The sequence below is a fragment of the Nitrosospira sp. CT genome, assembly GCF_059489795.1.
In genome coordinates this window covers 32456-54318 of record NZ_JCAHZJ010000031.1, presented here as the reverse complement: position 1 = coordinate 54318, position 21863 = coordinate 32456, and the positions used below count along the sequence as shown (strand labels likewise).

The following is a 21863-nucleotide window of genomic DNA, read 5'->3' as shown; positions in this document are numbered from 1 at the left end:
CCAGGTCTCATCGGATATATCGTGGCGGCAGTATGCGGGCTTCGAATCCTTCATACGAGTCTCCTTTCCTGACTCGCCAAGTCTCTCATGTGCGGAGACTCGTGACTACACTATCTAGGACGGGTAAATAAAAAAATATTGTCACCTATCGAGGAACGGAAGGTAACAGCCCTCGAACTTTCACATACGAAGCTTCGCCCAGAGAGGATTCTGGACGGTATTACTGATGCGTTTTATACCCTGGATAGCGAATGGCGCTTCACGTGTCTAAACAAGGAAGCAGAAAATCTGCTACGGCGCTCTCGCAGCGACCTTTTGGGCAAGGTGGTCTGGGAAGAATTCAAGGAGGCAGTAGGAACAATCTTCGATCACGAATGCCGTCGGGCACTCGTCGAAAACACCACCGTAAAATTTGAAAACTTCTACGCTCCTCTGGACGGGTGGTTCGAGATACACGTCTATCCTTTGGAAGATGGTCTGGCTGTTTATTTTAATGACATTACGAAGCGTAAACAGTCTGAGCAGGCGCGCCAGGAGACCGAGGCCCGCATTCGCCAACAGGCTTCCCTGCTTGATAAGGCAGCCGACGCAATCATTGTTCACGGAATCGATTATCGTATTCAGTTTTGGAATCAGGGCGCGCAGCGGTTATACGGATGGACTTCTGAAGAGGTCATCGGTAAATCTATAGAGATGCTGTATGACAACCCCTTAGCCTTCCATGAAGCGAGCAAACTGCTATTGAATACGGGCGAATGGAGGGGGGAGATCGCACAGCGGCGCAAAGATGGAAATAGATGGAAATATATTGCTTGCTGAAGCACGCTGGACTTTGGTTAGAAATGACGAGGGGCAAGCGCAGTCTGTTTTCGCAATCAACACCGATATTACCCAGCGCAAGATGGCGGAAAACAAAATCGAACACCTCGCCTTCTATGATTCCTTGACCGGATTGCCCAATAGGCAACTCCTGCTGGACCGGCTGAGTCAGGCGCTCTCAGCGAGAGCCCGTAAACATCGCATGGGCGCGTTACTGTTTATCGACCTCGATAACTTTAAATTACTCAATGATACGTTCGGCCACGATTTGGGGGACTTGTTGCTGCAGCAACTGGCTCCTCGCCTGATCTCCTGTATACGCGAAAGCGACACGGTCGCTCGCCTAGGCGGCGACGAGTTTGTGGTAATACTGATAACGGACTTTAGCGAAAATTATGAGGAATCCCTTGCTCAGATAAAGGCCATTTGCGAGAGGATTCGCAGCGCATTCAATCAGCCTTTTAATCTCCGTGCATATAAACATCACAGCACGGCAAGCATTGGCGTCGTGCTGTTTAACGATCAATCGCACACAACAGACGAGTTGCTCAAGCAGGCGGATCTCGCGATGTATCAGGCAAAAGCATCAGGCCGCAACGCAATGTGCTTTTTCGATCCGGATGCAAGCGGCAATGAATGCTCGCGCCATTCTGGAGGCGGACTTACCCAAAAACTGGGAGAGAAACAAGTTTATTCTCCACTATCAGCCGCAGATGGATAGCAATAAGATATAGGCACCGAAGCTCATTGATGATGATGACAGCACCATTTGTTTTCTCCAGAGTGATTTCTGGGGAGAAACTGCGCACTCAAGGTGGCGTATGCAATGCCATCCATGTTTTCATCCAGACCAATCCCTTCCGCGAACAGGACCCGCAATATGGAGGCAGCATCGTCATTCCTCTGCCCAATGCCAGCGCGGATACTCGACTTCTGGAGCGCGCTGCCCTGTTTGGCTTGAAGAAAATCTATCGGGGAGGCTTTGCCTACAAGAAGGCGGCCTCATGCTGATGGGTATCGGGGAAGCGCAAATGGCACAAGGATCATTGTGCTTGAGCATGGCTCAGGCAATCGATCAGAAAGATTGATGCAGGCCATCGACATGCTGAATGCGAGCTACGGCCGCAATACCGTTTCCGTTTTTATCCCCTCCTCTCCCAAGCTCTGGGCCATCCGCCGGGAAGCGATGTCCCCCTGCTATGCCACGCACTGGAGCGATGTGCCGGTAGCGCACGCACGCTGACAGCCTTGTTTCCGGAATGCGAAAACAAGGCTGAGGGCCAGTCGAAGATACTGGCCCCCAGTAATCAACTATTTCAACTTTCTCATTTCCTCGGCCAGCACCTACAAAGCGCGATTGAGCTTCACGTTCTGGTCGATGCCGGTCACAGCGCGGGTTTTCATGGAGCTGATGGGCTCCATGAAAATGTAGCCAGTGGCCATGTTAGTTTTCGGCGAAACTTACCTTTGGAGGAAGGAGTTTTGCATGAAGACGAAACAGTTTAGTGTGGAGCAGATTGTTGCGGTGCTGAAGGAAGCCGAAGCTAGCATGACGTAGAGCGAAATGTTGTGAAACTGCATCAGCAGGCGCACCCGGGCGCTACGGCGCTTCGGCGGCGCAAGACGTTGGATCTATATTATGTAAGCCTTCCGCCCATCGGATGCGGTTTAAAGCTTTTGCTGCCAAAAGCCTGGAGTGCGTGCCAAAATTGCGGGGGAGTATAGCTCCGCCTCAGGCTGAGCCTGATTATCCCCCTTTATCTGGGCAGAATCTCTTTTCATACTGGACAATCTGCGGAAGGTCAGCTTTGATATTTCGGAGAGTTCTGTTCAACGGCGAGGCTCGATTGTTATGAGCACATCGCACGAGGATTGCTCAAGAACATGCCGCGATACACTGCCCAGCAGCAGTTCCTCGAGACCGGATTTTCCATGTTTTCCCAAGACGATCAAGTCTGGCCTGGTTAGCTCTGCGTGATCACATATCACATGACCCGGATAGCCAAAAACAACCTCGCGGGTAATTGCCCGATTATCCCCTTCCGGAATACCCGCAATAAACTGATTCAAATCGCGCCGGGCATCTTCTTCCGCTTTGACATGGTAGTCGTGAACGAGGTTGTTCCCAATGCCTGCCAACTGCATTTGCTCCTCCAGTACGACATCAAATACGTGCAGAAAATCGATTTTTGCCTCCGGTGCAATCTTCAGCGCCATCTGCGCCGCACTTCTGGAGTTTTCGGAAAAATCAACTGGAACCAGCACTCGTCGATAGGATGTTATCGCTTCCTTCTTTATTACCAGCAAAGGAGTTTTAATCATCCGCGCCACCTTGTCGGCTGTGTTGCCGAGAAAAATAGAAGTTAAAAAATGACCTCCATGCTCGCCAATAACCGTTAAATCCGCAGGCAGCTCATCTGCTCTTGCAACAATCTCTTTCTCAGGTTTCCCAAACCTGACCGTTCTGGTACAGCGGATACCATGGTTATCCTGCAGATGCGCAGAGATCAGTCCTAACTCGCGCATCGCCCGCTCGACAAGAACCACCTCGGCTGCCACAGGCGTACTCTTGAGAACAAGCGCCAGCGTGTCGGGCAATCCTGCTTCTTTCACAGTCAACAAATCAATTGTGTCAGATTCCAGAAGAGCTGCCAGCATGCCCGCTCGCTTACCCGCCCAACGGGAGAACTGGGAAAAGTCAATTGCTACCAGAATACTTTTAATGTCACGCATATAACCAAATCGTACGCTAATTAACCTCGTTATCCGTGAACTAATGGAACTGGCTGTGATTACAACGCCACACAGATGATCTCAAGTATAGTTCGAGAGCTGCGACTATGAGGAGCGTGAAAGCGATATCATCACAGCCGGGTTTTACGCGGTGGCTTGGAGGAGCAATTGTTCTCTACGTGAATCCACTGAATCCACCTATCAATGATAATTTCCCCTTGCCGAAAGAGTCGGATCATCCGCATCCCAGCCTGAGGCTCCGCGCCGCTTCCTGTATAATTCCCTTTTATCCCCTTTATACTTTGAAAGCATTTTTTCATGGAAGCAGAACACGTCAACGCTCTCACCCACCAGCTCGGCGATCTGGATAGCCGGGCAGCAGAACTGCGGAGGTATCTTTGACTTCGATACCAGGAAAACACGTCTGACCGAACTTAACCGGTTGACGGAAGACCCCGCAGTCTGGGATGACAACAAGCGTGCCCAAGAACTGGGGCGCGAAAAAAAGATGCTGGAAAGCGTGGTCATCAACCTGGAAACTATTTCCCGCCAGTTGCAGGATGCACGGGAGCTGTTCGAGATGGCGGAAGAGGAGGATGACGACCCTACTCTTCAAAGCGTGGCGCGCGACATCAGCCATTTGGAAAAAGCAGTGTCGGACATGGAATTCCGGCGCATGTTTTCCAACCCCATGGATACGAATAACTGCTTCGTGGATATCCAGTCCGGCTCGGGCGGTACCGAAGCGCAGGACTGGGCCGCGATGCTGGAGCGCATGTATCTGCGCTATTGCGAGCGCCGCGGCTATGAGGTGGAAGTCATGGAAGAGTCGCCGGGCGAAGTGGCGGGAATCAAGAGCGCGAGCCTCAAAATATCGGGTGAATATGCCTATGGCTACCTCCGCACCGAAACCGGCGTCCATCGACTGGTGCGCAAATCGCCGTTCGATTCCGGCAATCGCCGTCACACCTCGTTTGCGAGTGTATTCGTCTACCCGGAAGTGGATGAGACCATCGAGATCGATATCAATCCCGCGGACCTGCGGGTTGATACCTTCCGCGCTTCCGGTGCGGGGGGCCAGCACATCAACAAGACTGACTCGGCGATCCGGATCACTCATAACCCTACCGGTATCGTCGTTCAATGTCAGAGCGGACGTTCGCAGCATCGTAATCGCGCGGATGCCATGGCCATGCTGAAATCGCGCCTTTTTGAAGCGGAACTGCGCAAGCGCAATGAGGAAAAGCAGGCGATAGAAGACACGAAAACCGATATCGGCTGGGGGCATCAGATCCGCTCCTATGTGCTGGACCAGGCGCGCATCAAGGACTTGCGGACGGGGGTGGAAAGCGGCAACACCCAGGCTATCCTCGATGGGGATCTGGATGATTTTATCGAAGCAAGCTTGAAACAAGGCGTATAAGAGGACCGATCTGAGATGGATGAGGCTTTAGAGAAGGATTCGGACGAAACGGATCGGTTTCAGGCAGAGATCAGGCTCGTCGAGGAGCGGCGCGCAAAACTGGATGCCCTGCGTGCAACGGGCAATGCCTTTCCCAACGACTTTCCCCGCGAGCATTTTTCGGCGGACCTTCATCGCCAGTATGGCGAGCACGCCAACGAAACGCTGGAGGCAGAACCGATACCAGTGCGCGTGGCTGGCCGCATGGTCCTCAAGCGGGTCATGGGCAAAGCAAGCTTTGCCACCTTGCAGGATATGAGCGGTCGCATCCAGCTATACATTGCAAAGGATGTAGCGGGCGACAGCGCTTATGACGCATTCAGGCATTATGATCTTGGCGACATATTAGGCGCAGAGGGCACCCTGTTTCGGACCCGCACCGGGGAATTGTCAGTACGGGTAACAAGCCTGAGATTGCTCACGAAATCGCTGCGACCGTTGCCGGAAAAATTTCACGGGCTGACCGACCAGGAGCAGAAGTACCGGCAGCGCTATCTCGACCTCATCACGAATGAAACCAGCCGCAAGGTGTTTATCGCGCGCTCCAGGATCATCCAGGCCATCCGCGAGTTTCTGGCGGGCCACGGCTATCTGGAAGTCGAAACGCCCATGATGCATCCTATCCCCGGGGGTGCGACTGCCCGCCCCTTCATCACGCATCACAACGCGCTGGACATGCAGCTGTATCTGCGCATCGCGCCCGAGCTTTATCTCAAGCGGCTGGTAATAGGCGGACTGGAAAAAGTATTCGAAATAAATCGCAGCTTCAGGAATGAAGGGATTTCCACCCGGCACAACCCCGAATTCACCATGCTGGAGTTTTACGAGGCCTACCGGGACTATACGTATCTGATGGACCTTACCGAGGCCCTGCTGCGGGAGGTAACGCTAAAGGTGCTGGACACCACCAGCTTCACGTATCAGGGGCGCGAGTTGGATCTGGCGCAACCCTTCGAGCGGCTCACCATCACCCAGGCTATCCGGAAATTTCATCCCGAATATACGGAGGTGCAGCTCGACGACCGTGCATTCCTGATCGACAAATTGCAGAAACTCGGAATTCCTTATAAACCCGGGGACGGGATAGGAGGATTACAACTGACCCTGTTTGATGAAACTACCGAGCATCTGCTGTTCGAACCAACCTTCATAGTGGATTATCCGGCGGAAGTGTCGCCGCTTGCGCGTCGCAATGACAGGAATCCGGAGATAACCGACCGGTTTGAGCTCTATATAGCCGGACGGGAGATTGCAAACGGATTTTCGGAGTTGAATGATCCGGAGGATCAGGCGGCGCGCTTCCTGGAGCAAGCCAGAGCCAAGGAAGCAGGCGATGCGGAAGCCATGCACTACGATGCCGACTATATCCGCGCACTCGAATACGGCCTGCCTCCCACCGCGGGAGAAGGTATCGGTATCGACCGGCTGATCATGCTCCTGACCGATAGCCCGAGTATACGCGATGTCATCCTGTTCCCCCAGTTGCGGCGGGAGGATTGAAAATCTGGATCGTTTCGATTGCCCGGAGTTGTCCAACTCCGGTTTTTTATTGAATCGGCGAGCAAGCAGTACAAACGTCATACCAGTGGAAGCCGGTATCCAGTGACGTTCAAAGCACGTCGTTGTTGGTTTGGACTGGATTCCGGCTCAGGTCCGGAATGACGAGATTCATAGTATTTTCTGGCCGGATCAATAACAAACTGCGTAATAAATACGCTCTTCAATATACTCTTCAGGCAGCTGAACTGCTCCTGATCTCATCTGGCGCGGCTTGAGTTTTTCGGCTCGATGCTGCCGGATTCACCGTCCCCTTACTGGATTCTCCCAGCTCGTTCGCATCGCGAAGTACATCTCATCCTTTGCCATCTTTCCAGGCTGGAAGATGGAGTGTCTGCTTGAACCTTTTACTCCATTCGCTGCCAAAGTTTATATACCCTACCCAGGTATTGACCCCCTATGGAAGGGACGGAGCATTCAGCGGGATGACAAAAAATACCGGGAAAGGGTCACTCCGGTTATTGAAGAGAATGATAAAAACTGGCGAGAAGCATCCTCCGAACCGCAGGAGGGAGCAGGACTTGAGCAGGATTTGGATTCGTATTGAAGGCTTTGAAGCTGAGTAACCTCCGGCTGTAGTGTTCGCTTTGCGGGGACTAAGTGGACGAAAGGCACGAAAGATGGGCTGTTCAGAATATTTGACATATACCCCCATAGGGTATAAAGTCAGATGAACGTTTTGGAGGCACCATCATGAGTTCTCTTACTCTCAGGCATATCGAACTGCCTATCGAAGGCATGACTTGTGCGGCATGCGCGACCCGGATCGAAAAAAACCTCAACAAGCTGCCAGGCGTGCAGGCAGCAGTAAACTTCGCCAACGAAAAAGCGCGGATCGAGTTTGACGCTTCGGCGACTCAGCCGGAAGACCTGGTACACTCCATTGAAAAAGCAGGTTTCCATGTCGCCCCTCAGTCGGTGCAGTTGCAGATCACTGGCATGACCTGTGCGGCATGTAGCGGTCGGATCGAAAAGGCATTGAGCAAGCTTTCGGGGGTTACAGCTTCCGTCAATCTGGCAACCGAAACCGCGCATGTCAATTACAATCCCGCCGTGGAAACGGTGGAAGATATCATCAATGCTGTCGTCAAAACCGGCTATGGCGCCCGGGAGCTCAGCGATACCAGTCGTGCCGAGGAGAAAGCGCGCAAGCTTGCCGCCTATCAGGCGGAGCTTCGGATGTTCTGGATTTCTGCGGCTCTCAGCGTGCCGCTGCTGGTGCAGATGGGGCCCATGTTCTGGGGCGGTGAGATGGAACTGCTGCCGCGCTGGCTCCAGTTGCTGCTGGCCACGCCGGTACAGTTCTGGATAGGCAAGCGCTTCTATGTGGGTGCGTGGCACGCATTGCGAGGCGGCGGCGCCAATATGGATGTACTGGTCGCGCTGGGCACCAGCATGGCCTATCTTTTCAGCGCGGTGGTTACGTTGCTGGGACTGGATCAGCATGTCTACTTCGAAGCGAGCACAGCCATCATCACTCTGGTGCTGCTCGGTAAATTGATGGAAGCACGCGCCAAAAGCAGGACTTCCGCCGCCATCGAGGAACTTGTCAAGTTGCAGCCCAGAACAGCGCGTGTGGAGCGCAACGGCGAGATCATCGAGGTGGACGTGGGTACGCTCAAGGAGGGCGATATTTTTCTGGTTCGCCCGGGCGAAAGCCTGCCGGTAGACGGCATCGTCCTCGAAGGTGCATCCAGTGTAAACGAAGCGATGCTGACAGGGGAAAGCCTCCCCGTGGCAAAGCAGACAGGTGCCACGGTATACGCCGCCACGGTGAATCAGCAGGGCATGCTGAAATGCCGCGCTACAGGCGTTGGCGCCCATACGCAGCTCGCGGCTATTATTCGCCTGGTTGAGGAAGCGCAGGGCTCGAAAGCGCCTATCCAGCGTCTCGCCGATACCATCTCCGGTATCTTCGTGCCAATCGTGACTGCCATCAGTATTCTGACTTTTATCCTGACATGGTGGCTGGCGGGCAACTTTGTCCCCGCCCTGGTCAGCGCCGTGGCGGTGCTGGTGATCGCCTGCCCCTGCGCGCTTGGGCTGGCGACCCCGACCGCCATCATGGTAGGCGTAGGCCGCGGCGCGCAGAGCGGCGTGCTGGTCAAGAACGCCGCAGCACTCGAGCACGCAGGAAAAATCGAGACACTCATCCTGGACAAGACCGGCACGCTCACCGAAGGTAAGCCAGCGCTTACGGATATCGTCCCCGTCGAGCCTTTTACAGAACGAGAGCTGATGCGTATTGCAACCACCCTTGAACAGGATTCGGAACACCCTCTGGCAAAAGCAGTCATGGAACATGCCAGTAAAACGGGTATTCAACCGGAGCCTGTAACCGATTTTCAGGCTGTCACTGGCAGCGGCATCACTGGCAATGTTGGCGATATCGGGTATATTCTTGGCTCACCCGGATTCCTGCGAGAGCACGGGGCGCGGGTTGATGAGAATGCAGTATTCGCCCTCCAATCCGAAGGCAAGACGGTCGTCGGTCTTGCCGCCGTGAATATGCCCTCCGGGGAATCTCCCCAAATGCTGGGCTATCTCGCCATCGCCGACCAGCTCCGCGCAACTTCAGCACGGGCGGTGTCGCGATTAAAAGCGATGGGTATCGAGGTTGTGATGCTCACCGGCGACAATGCGCCGACCGCGGCTGCAATCGCAGGCCAGGCAGGGATAACCGTGTATCGGGCCGAGGTGCTGCCACAGGACAAGGCCACAGAGGTAGGCAAGTTGAAGGAAGGCGGCAAAGTTACCGGCATGGTGGGCGATGGGATCAATGATGCGCCCGCACTGGCGGCGGCTGACGTAAGTTTTGCCGTCAGCGCAGGTTCGGATGTCGCGATCGAGGCAGCCGACATTACCCTCATGCGCGATGATTTGATGAGTGTGGCCGACGCCATCTCCCTTTCGCGCATGACATTGAGGAAAATCCGGCAGAACCTTTTCTTTGCCTTTTTCTACAATGTGCTGGGGATACCGCTCGCGGCGATGGGTCTGCTCAATCCTGTCATTGCAGGTGCGGCGATGGCAATGAGCTCGGTATCAGTGGTAAGCAATTCCCTGTTGTTGAAGCGCTGGCGAGCGAGTGCCTGAGCTTTCGTCACAGGATGAGCGATAATAAATAACCTCGGCCAGCCAAACCAACCAAAGGAGGCAGAAATGCAAATGGAAGTCATAAAAATCAACGGAATGACCTGCATGGGCTGTGTCAATAGCGTTAAGAATGTGCTGGAAAAGATACCCGGGGTGAGCAATGCAAATGTCTCCCTGGAACAGCAACAGGTAACCATTGAGTATGATGCTTCCAAGGCTCATACTGATCAATTCAGGGAGGCAATCAAGGATGCAGGCTTTGAAGTCGAAAACTGACAAGAAACCTTGCCATATGCCAACTGCGGTGGTGCAGCCAGATAAGGAAGCGCTGATAAAACGCCTCAACCGCATCGAAGGCCAGGTGCGTGGCGTGGCAAAAATGATCACGGAAGACCGTTATTGCGTTGACATCCTGAATCAGGTGTCCGCGCTTCAGTCCGCGCTCGATGCTGTCGCAATGCGCCTGCTTGAAAATCACACGCATGGCTGCATGCAGAGTGCGATCAGGTCGGGAGACGGAGACGCAGCAATCGATGAGCTGATGACAGTGGTGCGGAGGTTCGCCCGCTAGCGTGGTCCCGATTGAGGATAATTTTTATTGTAACGGCCGCAATCCCTTGCACAAGAAGAATTTCTCACAATGAATCCTCCTATCCTCATTAGATCAGCCCTGATCGCCTTGCTGCTGATTGGGTTGCCTGCCGTAGCCCACGAGATTCACGAGATTCCGGACACAACGGAAGAACGTGTGAAGGCATGCATCATTTGTCACGGCCCGGAAGATAAAAAGGGTAGAGATGAATATTACCCTCGTATCGCAGGCAAGCCGGAAGGCTATCTTTTCAACCAGTTGCGGAATTTCCGGGATGGCCGCCGCCACTATCGGCCCATGGCCCTGCTGCTCGAAGGCCTGCCCGATGCATATCTGTGGGAGATGGCCGGATATTTTGCCTCGTTAAAACAGGCCTTTCCTCCACCTGAACCAATGCGGGCTTCATCACCCAAAGTCAAAATAGCGCGCGAGCTGATCGAGCATGGAGATGCTGCCCGTAATATACCCGCCTGCGTCGGCTGCCACGGCAAGGACTTGATGGGCATAGCGCCATTCATTCCCGGTCTTATCGGTCTCCCGCGCGTATATATCATGGCCCAGTTCGGCAACTGGCAGCACGGCGCACTGATGCGTGGGCGAACGCCCGATTGCATGTCGGAAATAGCAAAGAAGCTTACCACCGAAGAGGTAAGCGCTGTTGCCATGTGGCTGGCCGCGCAACCTGTTCCCGAGTCGGACGAGAGACATGCAGGTGCGGGGGTAGAATTGCCCAAGCGGCTGGCAGGACGCTGCGCCAGCATCATTCCACAAACAAACAATCCAAAATGAGATACGGCTTATACGGCTCCCTCGCAATCCTGATCGCTGGATTTACCGGCCTGGGCATCTTGCTGGCGCCACCCGTTACGCTGTCGTCAGCAGCAGAAAAACCGGAGGCAACGAAGGAGGTACGCGATACTGCCGAAATCGGGGGGCAGAGGGCACGCGGCGCTTATCTGGCACGCATCGGCAACTGCCTGGGTTGTCACACGGCCTATAGTGGACTCCCCTACGCTGGTGGACACATCCTCGATACTTCGATCGGCATATTCATCACGCCTAATATCACTTCTGATAAAGAAACGGGTATCGGCCTCTGGAGCGAGGAAGATTTCTGGCGGGCTCTCCATAACGGCAGGGGGCGCGATGGAAATCTCCTTTATCCGGCATTTCCGTATTCGGAATATACCAGGGTATCGCGCGAAGATTCGGATGCCATCTTTGCCTACCTTCAATCACTTCCACCCGTGAGGCAGCGTAATGCACCCAACCGCATCAATTTCCCTTTCAACTGGCGTCCGCTGCTGCATCTCTGGCAGCTTATTTATTTTTCTCCGGGCATATATCTTCCTGACACGATGCGGGATGACGAATGGAACCGGGGGGCCTACCTCGTACAGGGGCTCGGGCATTGCAACGCATGTCATACCCGGCGCAACATATTGGGAATAAGCAAAGGAGATATCCTGGGGGGAGGTCAGCTCATGGGTTCAAACTGGTATGCGCCGTCGCTGACTTCCCTCCAGGAGGCCAGTACCGCCGATTGGCCGATCGAAGACATTAAGAGATTGCTGAAAACCGGATCCACTTCGCGCGCTGTGACGACGGGACTGATGGCGAATGTTGTCAGCCAGAGTCTCCAGTTCCTGACAGAAGACGACGCGCACGCCGTGGCGAAGTATCTGAAGTCTTTGCCCGAAACCGAGCCTCGCTCCCGTGGAATCGCCCCTCCCCTTACCGAAGAAGTCGACAAGCAGCTTAAAAAAGGGGGGCAGATTTACGAAACCTATTGCCAGGACTGCCATGGAAATCTGGGTGAAGGCGCACCGGGAAGCTATCCGGCGCTGGCCGGCAACCGTGGGGTGACAATGGCATCCCCGGTCAACGCGATTCGCAGCATTCTCAATGGCGGCTATGCTCCTGTCACTGAAGTCCAGCAGCGTCCCTACGGAATGCCACCGTTTGCGCAAGTTCTGCCCGATGAAGAGATTGCATTGGTGCTGTCGTATATCCGTAACTCATGGGGCAACCGGGGAAGTCTCATCACGGCGGAACAGGTGGACCGAAGCCGAAAAGGTGCGCAATAGAGCGCCGCTGGCGAGACGTTCAAACTATCCAGGCTAGCCACAGTAACCATTTGCCTGAAACCAGTTCATTGCATCCTCGAGTGCAGACGCAGCCGGGCGATAGCGATAACCCAGTTCTCTTACCGCCTTGTCACTGGAGTAGAACATCTTTTTCTTTGCCATGGAGACGCTATCCACGGTAGCGCGCGGCTCAACCTTGGTAACGGCGGACATTTTTTCCATCAACCAGGCAGCAGGCACCACCAGCTTGACGGGAAGACCAAGTCGCCTGGTCTGCTTGCCTCTTATCTCATCGATTTTCTGCAGAATCTGCAGCAAGGTCATGTTTTCGCCCCCGAGGATGTAACGCTCGCCAGGTTTTCCATGCTTGTACGCCAGCAGATGGCCTTCAGCGATATCGTCAGCGTGCACGATATTCAAGCCGGTATTCACGTATGCCGGCATTCGATTGCGCAATGTATCCACTACGATGCGACCGGTGGGGGTGGGCTTGATATCACGCGGCCCTATCGGCGTGGATGGATTGACGATGACCATGGGCAGGTTATGTTCCCGCGTCATCTGCTGAACAATTTCTTCAGCCATGAATTTCGAGCGCTTGTAGTGTCCGCACATCGATCCCAGGCTGGAAGGGGTATCTTCGTTGGCAGGAATGCCATTTTCAGCCGTGCCCAGCGTCGCTACACTGCTGGTATAAACCATGCGTTTCATTCCAGCTTCGGCGGCTGCAAGCACCAGTGCCCGGGTTCCCTTTACATTGATTTCGTACATGGTATCCGGATTGGGTACCCAAAGACGGTAGTCTGCTGCCACATGAAACAAGTTATCGCACCCGGCGACTGCCCGTTTCAGGGAGGGAGCAGAACGCAAGTCACCTTCCGAAATTTCAACGTGCAACTTATCAAGATTCCGCCGATCGCTTCCTGGCCGAACAAGACAGCGCACTTCATGGCCCGCTTCCAGTAAACAACGCGTTACTGCGGAGCCGACAAATCCGTTGGCTCCGGTTATTAAAGACTTAGTCATATCTGACCCTTTCGACTTCCGGATTCAGTGCGAACCTGCGAGCAGCCACTCGCTTTGGTGTCGTTCAGTGATGAATGCTGCCCCTGTCAGAGCCCACTCGCAATGATCAGGGATCAGACGGCGGCGAATCCGCAAAAGCGTTGCGCACTCACAACTTCCACTTGAGAAAACCAGGTGAGATCCTTTATACGGGAATTCTGGATAATTCAGCAATAGATCGTTGTCTGAAGCAGGCAGGATGAAGCGTTACAAAGAAAAAAATGCATCCAGCAATATAGTAGAACCTCTCTTTACTCGACCTGCTGATCCTGGCAATTAGCTGCGGCTGGCAAGGTGCTTTTCCACATCTTCCTTACTGAAACCCAGGGCAGCGGCAACCCGATCCGCATGACTCACCCGGGATACACCCGGAATCAGGCGATAGGTCGGACCCTGTGGCGAAAATTCGCCCTGGAGATAGCGGCCTATCCCCTTGTCCTGCAAACGCTCGCACAGTTCATGGTTATGGGTAACCAGCAAGGTGCTTGCGCCAAGCTTGTAAAAACCGGCGAGAACATACTCCGAGAGTTCCATCTTCTCTTCGAATGTCGTTCCCTCCGAAAGCTCATCCAGCACGACGAGACTGCGCGGCGTGGAATTGAAGAAAATTTCGCGCGTGCGTTTCAACTCGTGGCCAAAGCGCCCCATGCCCTCATCCAGATGGCCTGGGTCCGGTACCTGGTAGAAAATATGCTCAGCCGGCACCAGGCGGGCGCCAGCGGCGGGAATATGGCAACCTATCTGTCCCAACAGCTGAATCTGGACGACTGTCTTGCAATACGCAGTTTTGCCGCCGCTGTTGGGTCCGGTAATGACCAGCAAGCGGCCGGTATCATCGAGCGAAACATCATTCGGCACATAATTGGAGTTGGCCTTCGCGAGCACGGGATTCCGCGCTTCCGTGACTTCCAGTGCGTGCCGCTCGCTTTCCGATATTTCCGGCAAGGTCATCTTGCCCACGAAGGCTGCCGAATAGCGATGGAAGGAGAGCAGTTCGTCGAGCATTCCCAGCACATCCACCAATCGCGCCAGTTCAGGGCTGTGCTTGAACAGCTTGCGTAGTGGATAGATGACAGTATCGCGATCTGAGGCGGCAATTGCAATCAGAACAACGGGCAAAATCGGCACTGCCAGCACGAGTATCCCATAACCGAGATAAGCGATGCCGAAACTCGCCAGCAATCCCTGAAAAAAATAAAGCGCCGCGGCGAGCGCAGCCACAACGAAAAATACCGGAATCGGCTTGAACATGGATGGCGTGAAGCGCGAGAGCGGCAGGTAACGCGGCTTTTCTTCCCGGGTCTTGAATTTTCCTTCGGAGATATAGACAGGACCGCGCATCAGGGAATAAATCCTTGATTTTCCGAAGTCGCGAACAGCCTGGAATAGCTCCCGGAGATAAGCGCTTTGCGGCTGAGGTAGAATTTCCACCGTCTCGACCATGTCGATCGCAAATCCCGTACCATCGATGAACTGGTGGTAACCGTAACCGCTGAACTCCATTTCATCTTTACCACCCCTGGAATTGTCTATGGCAATTCCCCCGGTAAAAGTACCGTAGAGTAAATGATAAAGGGACTGCTCTCCCTCTTTCACCGTATCGACGAAATGCTGGAGCGCTTCACGAAGCATTGAATTTGACCCGAGTTCCCGTACTGCTTCCTGTTTCTTTTGAATCAGCGCCGCATCTGTCTCCGGTCGCGCAAGCGAGCGATAGAGCACAGATTGCCCTGCATGAGTAATAGCGTGATTGACCGAATCGAATAACTCATCGGCTTCGATTGCATCGAACGTTTTCGCATCCAGTACACCGTAATCGTCTTCCTTCGGCCGACTGTCTCGAATACCGCTGGGCTTCTGACCACTGGAGAGAACAGGTTTTTGATTCCAGTATGAATTGGGAGCAGAGGGCGAATTCATGATCAGGTTATGTTGGATTGATCGATTTCCGGGATAAGATTGGCAACCTTCCTGAAATGAGGGATGCCCGGAGGAGAAGATAGGGGCCTGAAAAGCAGTTTACGACAGCGTAGCATCCTTTTGGTGGATGCCTGCTTCACGACGTGCTCATCGGTGTGCATGCCACCTTTCACGTTTCCCCTGAAAATCTACCACCAGGGCAGGCGCCCGTCAATGCGCGGCGAGTGGTAGCTGGAAGGGGCCTGGGGTTTGCGGCCGAAACAACGCATCGTTCACCTCCTTCAAATCCTCCTCGTCCAGTTCTCCCGCCTCTGCCTTCAACCGCAATCGTGACATGAGAAAATTGTAGCGCGCCTGCGCGAGATCTCGTCGCGCCGAATAATACAATTGCTGTGCGTTCAGCACGTCCACCTCGGTCCGGACACCTACTTCCTGGCCGAGCTTGGTGGAATCGACCTGGCTCTGACTGGACACCAGCGCCTGCTTCAGCGCCGTTACCTGCGCAATGCCATTGGTGACATTGAGATACTGCTGGCTTACCTGCAGCACGCTGTTGCGCCGGGTATTGTTCAGGTCCTGCAACACCTTTTCCTGGATAGCTACTGCTTCGCGCACGCGCGACTGCACCGCAAAACCCTGAAACAGCGGAAAGCTGAGCTGTACGCCGATTTCTTTCGATGTCAGGTCAATGGGACGCCCCGTGATCGTACCCCCTACCCCTTTCTGGTCGCTGTATATCGCAACGAGATCGAGCGTCGGATAATGCCCCGCCTGAGCCCGTTCAACGTCCTTTTTTGCAATTTCATATACCGCCTCCTGGACCTTCAGCGCGAGATTGTTCTGTTCGGCCACGCTGATCCAGTCCTGCATGCTGGGATACTTCAACATGAGCAGATCGGAGGGCACCTCGGCGGGACGAACCATATCTTCCGGTATCCGCCCGATGATCTGTTCGAGCGCCCGTTTGCGCACTTCAAGTTCGTTCAGCGCGCCTATCTGCAACGCAGCCGTCAAATCGAAACGCGCCTGAGCTTCGTGAGTGTCGACGATGGTAGCGGTTCCGACTTCGAAGTTGCGCTTTGCCTGCGCCAACTGTTCGCTGATGGCCTTTTTCTGCGCCTCCGCGACCTCCACGTTTACTTCTGCCAGCAGAATATCCAGATACGCCTGCGCAACGCGCAAGATTAGATCCTGCGCCGCAATGATGAACTCCGAATCGGCCTGCGCAACCTGAAGCTTCGATTGTTCGTAAATCGCGAAATTCTCCTTGCGATAGATCGGCTGAGTGGCGGTAATGGTCAGGCTCTGGTTATCGATGACAACTTCGGAGGGTCTGACGGCCACACCTGTTCCGGTCGCGGTTCCAGTTCCGCCGATTCTTTCTATATCGATCCACTGCCGCCGCCGCACCCCCGCAAGCGTTACCGTGGGCAGCAGGCCCGCCCGGCCCTGAGGCAGTTTTTCCTGCGCGGCCTGGTGCGTGAAGCGGGCTGCGCGAAACTGCGCGTCATTTTCCAGCGCTTCATGATAGATGTCCATCATGTCCGCGGCCTGCAGCGGGGTGCTCAGTGCTCCGATAAACAGGAGCCCATGGACGTACGGCGCAATTTTCGATTTGATTCCGGATTGCCTTGCGCTGCTTGAAAAGAACATCTTCGTTGACTACAGTTAAAGATAGATGGATAGCTATAAGAGAGTAGCGATGGATACGTCGCGTGGACTGCAATTCCTGGAGTTCGGGCCGAAAGATCAGAATGTAAATCTCTCCGGCTGCTTCGCATTTCTGAGCGGCGCAATACAGGTTTCGAACAGGCCGACTGTGCTGTATGCGCCTGCGCGCCCGTTTTCCTCCTGTGCCACGCAAGTAACGAGAAGAGCCTGCATTACCGGTGGATCGCCCACTACAGCAAAGAGGCGCCCGCCGGTTTTAAGGCTCTTCTGAAATCCCTCCGGCAGCAGGGGAGTGGATCCGGTCAGGACGATAACATCATAGGGGCCGTGCTGGACCCAGCCGCGGGCAGCATCGCCATTTTCCACCAAGACATTGGTAATCTCATGATTTCTTATGTTTTTTTCGGCCATGGCCGCCAGCTCAGGCACAATCTCGACGCTATGAACAAATCTCCCTTTTTTGGCAAGCAGCGCAGTCAGGTAACCGCTGCCGCTCCCTATCTCCAGAATTCTGTCGGTATTATTGATTCCCAGTTCCTGCAGAATCCGCGCCTCCACTTTGGGGGCGAGCATTACCTCCCCGTATCCCAGCGGGATTTCCATATCGACGAATGCAAGTGAACGGTAAGCTGCCGGGACAAATTCCTCGCGCCGCAGCTCGAACAATAGTTGGAGAATCTCCTGGTCCAGCACGTCCCACGTACGAATTTGCTGCTCCACCATGTTATACCGGCTTTGTTCGAGATCCATATCCAACCCTCTGCTCCTATATGAAATGTCATAACAAACTTGCAATTATTCCACATTTCCGTTAGCTTCACAGCAGCAGCTAGGGGTCCGTTTCCGCGAGCAGCCGGAAACCGGTGAGAGAGTCCCTCATGGAACCCGCGGATAAGTACACTTGCATATCACGCTTATTCGGCGGTTCCTCTACCTGACACGGATAATGCCGCCGTAGGGAAGCTGGGAATCGGTTGTCCGGTCGTCCCGCTCCTTTATGGCACTCAAGGAGCGTAATATGAATGCAACATTTTCAAGCGTGGTACAAAGTTCATCGCCCTTTTCGGGCAAAACCGCCCAGGTTGACGAAGGCGCGGTCAAACCTCTGCCCCGGTCACGAAAAACCTACCTGAGCGGTTCCCGCCCGGATATCCGGGTTCCCATGCGTGAAATCAGCCAGTCCGATACGCCCGCCAGCATGGGAGCGGAAAAAAACCCGCCGATTTATGTCTATGACACTTCCGGTCCTTATACCGACCCGGCAGTCAAAATTGACATTCGCTCCGGCCTGGCGCCGCTGCGCGAAAAATGGATAGATGAGCGCGGCGATACGGAGATTCTCTCCGGTCCGGCCTCCATCTATGGCAGGCAACGGCTGAATGACCCACGCTTGGCCGAATTGCGCTTCGACCTGAAGCGCAGCCCCCGCCGCGCCAGAACCGGAGCAAACGTGACACAGATGCATTATGCGCGACGTGGCATCGTCACGCCGGAAATGGAATTTATTGCCATACGGGAGAATCAGCGTTGCGAGCATTTGGCCGATCAACAGCGGGAACTGCTTGCACGCCAGCACCCGGGCCATGATTTCGGCGCGTTCCTGCCCCGCCACATCACGCCCGAGTTCGTACGTGATGAGGTCGCCAGGGGACGCGCAATCATTCCCGCCAACATCAACCATCCGGAATCCGAACCGATGATCATCGGGCGCAATTTTCTGGTGAAAATCAACGCAAATATCGGTAATTCGGCGCTAAGCTCAAGCATCCAGGAGGAAGTCGAAAAGATGACATGGGCGATACGCTGGGGGGGAGATACCGTAATGGATCTCTCCACGGGAAAAAACATCCATGAAACGCGTGAATGGATCATACGCAACAGTCCCGTTCCCATCGGCACGGTGCCGATCTACCAGGCCCTGGAAAAAGTGGATGGCAAGGCAGAAGACCTGACCTGGGAAATTTTTCGCGATACGCTGATAGAGCAGGCTGAACAGGGTGTGGACTATTTCACCATTCATGCCGGCGTACGGCTCGCCTATGTTCCGATGACGGCAAAACGGCTCACCGGTATTGTTTCCCGCGGCGGATCGATCATGGCGAAGTGGTGCCTTGCGCACCACAAGGAGAGTTTCCTGTATACGCAGTTCGAGGAAATCTGTGAAATCATGAAGACTTACGATGTAAGCTTTTCCCTCGGTGACGGATTGCGCCCCGGTTCAATATATGATGCAAATGATGAAGCCCAGTTTGCGGAGCTGAAAACCCTCGGCGAGCTGACACAGATTGCCTGGAAGCATGACGTGCAGGTAATGATCGAAGGTCCCGGCCATGTTCCCATGCATCTCATCAAGGAGAACATGGATATGCAGCTGAAATACTGTGACGAAGCGCCGTTCTATACGCTGGGACCCCTTACCACCGATATCGCCCCCGGCTATGATCATATAACATCTGCCATTGGCGCTGCCATGATCGGCTGGTACGGTACCGCGATGCTATGTTATGTGACGCCCAAGGAGCATCTCGGCCTGCCGGACAAGGACGACGTCAAGGACGGCATCATCACCTATAAAATCGCTGCGCATGCCGCAGATCTGGCAAAGGGGCATCCCGGCGCACAGTTACGCGACAACGCCCTTTCGAAAGCACGCTTCGAGTTCCGGTGGGAAGATCAGTTCAACCTCGGCCTCGATCCTGACAAGGCAAGACAGTTCCATGATGAAACCCTGCCGCAGGAAGGCGCAAAGCTCGCTCATTTCTGTTCGATGTGCGGCCCGCATTTCTGCTCGATGAAAATTACTCAGGATGTGCGCGACTTCGCGGCGAGCAAAGGTGTCAGCGAGCAAGAGGCGCTGGAAAAAGGCATGGAAGAAAAAGCGAGCGAATTTGTAGCAGGAGGAACAGAGATTTACAGCAAGGTGTGAGCGGCATGACAGGTGGGCCTGTGCGCAGGCTTGCTATTGAAAAAGCGAAATGGGAAGGAGGCAGGAGAGTTCAGGTGGTTACATTGCGCGAGGGCATTCATTCCTGCGCGCCTCCCACAACAGCGTCGCAAGTTTTCTCAAACCTGAAGCCGGTTTGATGCGATAATATCAGAAAAACAAACAGTCGCGCTCTCGGCGCTACTTCTCTACTGGATATCCATTGCCCGTATTCCCTGGTAACACCATGGTTCATTCCCGTTCGTTCCCGGTTACCCGCGGCCTCCTGGTTTCTGCCGAATAATCTGGAATGGACTGGTTTCTTCTCCTCAAGGGGCTCATCCTTGGCATAGTCGAAGGTCTGACGGAATTTCTTCCGATTTCATCCACCGGTCACCTGATTCTGGTCAGCGACCTGCTCAACTTCAATGACGAAAAGGGCAAGGTATTTACCATTGTCATTCAGCTTGGTGCGATTCTGGCGGTCTGCTGGGAATATCGCGTCAAGCTTCGCCATGTAGTGACGGATATCGGCTCCCGTCAGGATGCAAACCGCTTCGTGTTGAATCTTTTGATCGCGTTTCTACCAGCCGCAATTCTGGGTTTGCTGTTCATCAAAGCTATCAAGCAATACCTGTTTCATCCGGTGCCGGTTGCGCTAGCATTCATAATCGGCGGCCTTCTGATTCTTTGGGCCGAGCGCAGGTCGCATGTAGTGGACGTGGAACGGGTCGAAGACATGGACTGGAAGCATGCCTTGAAAGTGGGATTGGCGCAGTGTCTGGCGCTCATACCCGGCACCTCGCGCTCGGGCGCCACCATTATTGGCGGCCTCCTCTTCGGCCTGTCGCGCAAGGCCGCTACTGAATTTTCATTTTTCCTCGCGATTCCAGTTATGTTCGCGGCAACTTTTTATGATCTTTACAAGAATCGCGATATCCTTCATCTGGATGATGTGAGCGTGTTCGCGATCGGGTTCGTGGCGTCCTTTATCAGCGCCCTCCTGGCGGTGAGGGGTTTAATCCGTTTTGTCAGCCAGCATGATTTCTCCGTTTTTGCCTGGTATCGCATCGGATTCGGAATTATTGTCCTGCTGACGGCGTACTCCGGGATGGTTCAGTGGTCGGCGTAAGAAGTATTCATAGTGCAATGTTTTGCTCATGCACTGACGCCCATTATTTTCCAGATTGTTGTTCGCCGCGATAAACATGCCCCGAGTCTCTCTAGAGAGACAGGATGAACAGGGGGAATTTAACCCAGAGCGATGGAGACGAAAGACCCTCAACTCTGCACCCAGGGTAGTCCTGCCGCCTTCCAGCCACCTTTCTTACCGCGATGGCCGGTTGCGTCCTTCTCACCTTCGAATCCTTCGAGAACGTTGTAGCAATTCGTATAACCCAGTTCGGAAGCGGTAGCTGCGGCCTGATGCGAACGTCCTCCCGTACGACAGATGAACATGACCAACGATTCCTGATCTACCTGGCTGGAAAGATAGTTGATGAAATCAGGGTTGGAACGCATTCCCGGATAAGACTGCCATTCGATTTCCACTGCACCCGGAATTCTTCCTACCCAATCCCATTCCGCGCGTGAACGCACATCCACCAGTTTCGCCTCCGGCGCTTCCTGAAGCAGGGTAAGCGCCTCGGTCGGCAGCAGCGCCCCTTGATAGGGCAGATCCATTTCCTCGGCACGCTTATGCGCCCTTTCGAGTATTGCAGTAATTGTTTCGGTTTCCATATGGTTTACCATGACGCGAATGAAATAATATGTAATGGTAATCGATTTTCAGCCATCTGGATGCCTGGAAAACTTCAATCGAGGGACAGGATGCAACAAACCCTACCTCTTCCAACTTGCGGTATTTTATTGCTGAGGGAATGGCCGTTCCCCTCCTGATATATAATATTAATTCTGCAAATTCCCTTTATATGAGGA

At 54.1% G+C, this 21863-nt stretch carries 19 protein-coding genes; 13 read left to right on the top strand and 6 right to left on the bottom strand.

Annotation, left to right across the window (positions count from 1 at the left end):
• The first annotated feature begins 138 nt into the window (after nt 1-138).
• From AC52W5_RS05275 to AC52W5_RS05260, 4 genes are all read left to right on the top strand, one after another.
• Nucleotides 139-819 carry a PAS domain-containing protein gene (locus AC52W5_RS05275; RefSeq protein ID WP_495670236.1) on the top strand — a complete coding sequence of 227 codons (681 nt, stop codon included), beginning with the start codon at nt 139-141 and terminating at the stop codon, nt 817-819.
• Nucleotides 809-1540: a diguanylate cyclase domain-containing protein gene (locus AC52W5_RS05270; protein ID WP_495670235.1), complete on the top strand. Its 732-nt coding sequence runs from the start codon at nt 809-811 to the stop codon at nt 1538-1540. Before AC52W5_RS05275 ends, AC52W5_RS05270 begins: the two co-directional genes overlap by 11 nt.
• Nucleotides 1541-1569: 29 nt before the next feature.
• Entirely contained in the window at nt 1570-1830 is a 261-nt protein-coding gene (locus tag AC52W5_RS05265; protein WP_177219772.1) for a DinB/UmuC family translesion DNA polymerase, read from the top strand.
• Nucleotides 1831-1906: 76 nt separating this feature from the next.
• On the top strand, nt 1907-2062 hold the full coding sequence (locus AC52W5_RS05260; protein ID WP_495670234.1) for a DUF4113 domain-containing protein: 156 nt from the start codon (nt 1907-1909) through the stop codon (nt 2060-2062).
• A 587-nt stretch (nt 2063-2649) separates the two neighbouring features.
• Here the strand turns inward: AC52W5_RS05260 and AC52W5_RS05255 are convergent.
• Nucleotides 2650-3552, bottom strand: a complete 903-nt coding sequence (locus AC52W5_RS05255; RefSeq protein WP_495670233.1) for a universal stress protein — start codon at nt 3550-3552, stop codon at nt 2650-2652.
• Nucleotides 3553-3870: 318 nt separating this feature from the next.
• Here AC52W5_RS05255 and prfB point away from each other — a divergent pair.
• From prfB to AC52W5_RS05220, 7 genes are all read left to right on the top strand, one after another.
• A protein-coding gene (prfB, locus tag AC52W5_RS05250; RefSeq protein WP_133669705.1) for a peptide chain release factor 2 occupies nt 3871-4975 on the top strand; the annotation gives its coding sequence in 2 pieces (ribosomal slippage) (nt 3871-3951 and nt 3953-4975; 1104 coding nt in all).
• A 15-nt stretch (nt 4976-4990) separates the two neighbouring features.
• Nucleotides 4991-6514 carry a lysine--tRNA ligase gene (gene lysS, locus AC52W5_RS05245; RefSeq protein WP_495670232.1) on the top strand — a complete coding sequence of 508 codons (1524 nt, stop codon included), beginning with the start codon at nt 4991-4993 and terminating at the stop codon, nt 6512-6514.
• A 750-nt stretch (nt 6515-7264) separates the two neighbouring features.
• The gene (locus AC52W5_RS05240; protein ID WP_495670231.1) at nt 7265-9667 is read left to right on the top strand and encodes a heavy metal translocating P-type ATPase; all 2403 of its coding nucleotides are present in this window, start codon (nt 7265-7267) and stop codon (nt 9665-9667) included.
• A gap of 66 nt (nt 9668-9733) precedes the next feature.
• Nucleotides 9734-9943 (top strand): heavy-metal-associated domain-containing protein, encoded by a 210-nt coding sequence (locus tag AC52W5_RS05235; protein ID WP_074975614.1) that lies wholly within the window; start codon nt 9734-9736, stop codon nt 9941-9943.
• Complete coding sequence (locus tag AC52W5_RS05230) at nt 9927-10238, top strand: metal-sensitive transcriptional regulator (protein ID WP_256210542.1); 312 nt, start codon at nt 9927-9929, stop codon at nt 10236-10238. The genes AC52W5_RS05235 and AC52W5_RS05230 overlap by 17 nt, the downstream gene beginning before the upstream one ends.
• A gap of 69 nt (nt 10239-10307) precedes the next feature.
• The gene (locus AC52W5_RS05225) at nt 10308-11048 is read left to right on the top strand and encodes a c-type cytochrome (RefSeq protein WP_495670230.1); all 741 of its coding nucleotides are present in this window, start codon (nt 10308-10310) and stop codon (nt 11046-11048) included.
• The gene (locus AC52W5_RS05220; RefSeq protein ID WP_495670229.1) at nt 11045-12346 is read left to right on the top strand and encodes a c-type cytochrome; all 1302 of its coding nucleotides are present in this window, start codon (nt 11045-11047) and stop codon (nt 12344-12346) included. The genes AC52W5_RS05225 and AC52W5_RS05220 overlap by 4 nt, the downstream gene beginning before the upstream one ends.
• Nucleotides 12347-12379: 33 nt before the next feature.
• Here AC52W5_RS05220 and hpnA read toward each other — a convergent pair whose 3' ends face one another.
• The 4 genes from hpnA to AC52W5_RS05200 form a co-directional block, all read right to left on the bottom strand.
• Nucleotides 12380-13372 carry a hopanoid-associated sugar epimerase gene (gene hpnA / locus AC52W5_RS05215; protein ID WP_074975610.1) on the bottom strand — a complete coding sequence of 331 codons (993 nt, stop codon included), beginning with the start codon at nt 13370-13372 and terminating at the stop codon, nt 12380-12382.
• Nucleotides 13373-13687: 315 nt separating this feature from the next.
• Entirely contained in the window at nt 13688-15331 is a 1644-nt protein-coding gene (locus AC52W5_RS05210; protein ID WP_495670228.1) for a MutS-related protein, read from the bottom strand.
• 210 nt (nt 15332-15541) lie between these two features.
• The gene (locus AC52W5_RS05205; RefSeq protein ID WP_371265893.1) at nt 15542-16873 is read right to left on the bottom strand and encodes a TolC family outer membrane protein; all 1332 of its coding nucleotides are present in this window, start codon (nt 16871-16873) and stop codon (nt 15542-15544) included.
• Between the two features lie 207 nt (nt 16874-17080).
• Entirely contained in the window at nt 17081-17752 is a 672-nt protein-coding gene (locus AC52W5_RS05200) for a protein-L-isoaspartate O-methyltransferase family protein (RefSeq protein WP_495670227.1), read from the bottom strand.
• 268 nt (nt 17753-18020) lie between these two features.
• On the opposite strand from AC52W5_RS05200, the gene thiC reads away from it, so the two are divergent.
• A complete protein-coding gene (gene thiC, locus AC52W5_RS05195; protein WP_074975606.1) occupies nt 18021-19928 on the top strand; it encodes a phosphomethylpyrimidine synthase ThiC in 1908 nt (635 codons plus the stop codon).
• A 307-nt stretch (nt 19929-20235) separates the two neighbouring features.
• Entirely contained in the window at nt 20236-21057 is an 822-nt protein-coding gene (locus tag AC52W5_RS05190) for an undecaprenyl-diphosphate phosphatase (RefSeq protein WP_074975605.1), read from the top strand.
• Between the two features lie 149 nt (nt 21058-21206).
• On the opposite strand, the gene AC52W5_RS05185 is transcribed toward AC52W5_RS05190, so the two are convergent.
• Nucleotides 21207-21665 carry a rhodanese-like domain-containing protein gene (locus AC52W5_RS05185; RefSeq protein ID WP_074745099.1) on the bottom strand — a complete coding sequence of 153 codons (459 nt, stop codon included), beginning with the start codon at nt 21663-21665 and terminating at the stop codon, nt 21207-21209.
• Nucleotides 21666-21863: the final 198 nt, after the last annotated feature.

What these genes read in the sequence shown, in the direction of transcription:
- AC52W5_RS05190 (WP_074975605.1), top strand. Translation starts at nt 20,236, where the DNA reads ATGGACTGGTTTCTTCTCCTCAAGGGGCTCATCCTTGGCATAGTCGAA.
- AC52W5_RS05255 (WP_495670233.1), bottom strand. Translation starts at nt 3,552, where the DNA reads ATGCGTGACATTAAAAGTATTCTGGTAGCAATTGACTTTTCCCAGTTC.
- AC52W5_RS05225 (WP_495670230.1), top strand. Translation starts at nt 10,308, where the DNA reads ATGAATCCTCCTATCCTCATTAGATCAGCCCTGATCGCCTTGCTGCTG.
- lysS (WP_495670232.1), top strand. Translation starts at nt 4,991, where the DNA reads ATGGATGAGGCTTTAGAGAAGGATTCGGACGAAACGGATCGGTTTCAG.
- AC52W5_RS05200 (WP_495670227.1), bottom strand. Translation starts at nt 17,752, where the DNA reads ATGGATCTCGAACAAAGCCGGTATAACATGGTGGAGCAGCAAATTCGT.
- AC52W5_RS05210 (WP_495670228.1), bottom strand. Translation starts at nt 15,331, where the DNA reads ATGAATTCGCCCTCTGCTCCCAATTCATACTGGAATCAAAAACCTGTT.
- AC52W5_RS05260 (WP_495670234.1), top strand. Translation starts at nt 1,907, where the DNA reads ATGCAGGCCATCGACATGCTGAATGCGAGCTACGGCCGCAATACCGTT.
- hpnA (WP_074975610.1), bottom strand. Translation starts at nt 13,372, where the DNA reads ATGACTAAGTCTTTAATAACCGGAGCCAACGGATTTGTCGGCTCCGCA.
- thiC (WP_074975606.1), top strand. Translation starts at nt 18,021, where the DNA reads ATGAATGCAACATTTTCAAGCGTGGTACAAAGTTCATCGCCCTTTTCG.
- AC52W5_RS05265 (WP_177219772.1), top strand. Translation starts at nt 1,570, where the DNA reads ATGATGATGACAGCACCATTTGTTTTCTCCAGAGTGATTTCTGGGGAG.
- AC52W5_RS05220 (WP_495670229.1), top strand. Translation starts at nt 11,045, where the DNA reads ATGAGATACGGCTTATACGGCTCCCTCGCAATCCTGATCGCTGGATTT.
- AC52W5_RS05185 (WP_074745099.1), bottom strand. Translation starts at nt 21,665, where the DNA reads ATGGAAACCGAAACAATTACTGCAATACTCGAAAGGGCGCATAAGCGT.
- AC52W5_RS05240 (WP_495670231.1), top strand. Translation starts at nt 7,265, where the DNA reads ATGAGTTCTCTTACTCTCAGGCATATCGAACTGCCTATCGAAGGCATG.
- AC52W5_RS05235 (WP_074975614.1), top strand. Translation starts at nt 9,734, where the DNA reads ATGCAAATGGAAGTCATAAAAATCAACGGAATGACCTGCATGGGCTGT.
- AC52W5_RS05205 (WP_371265893.1), bottom strand. Translation starts at nt 16,873, where the DNA reads ATGATGGACATCTATCATGAAGCGCTGGAAAATGACGCGCAGTTTCGC.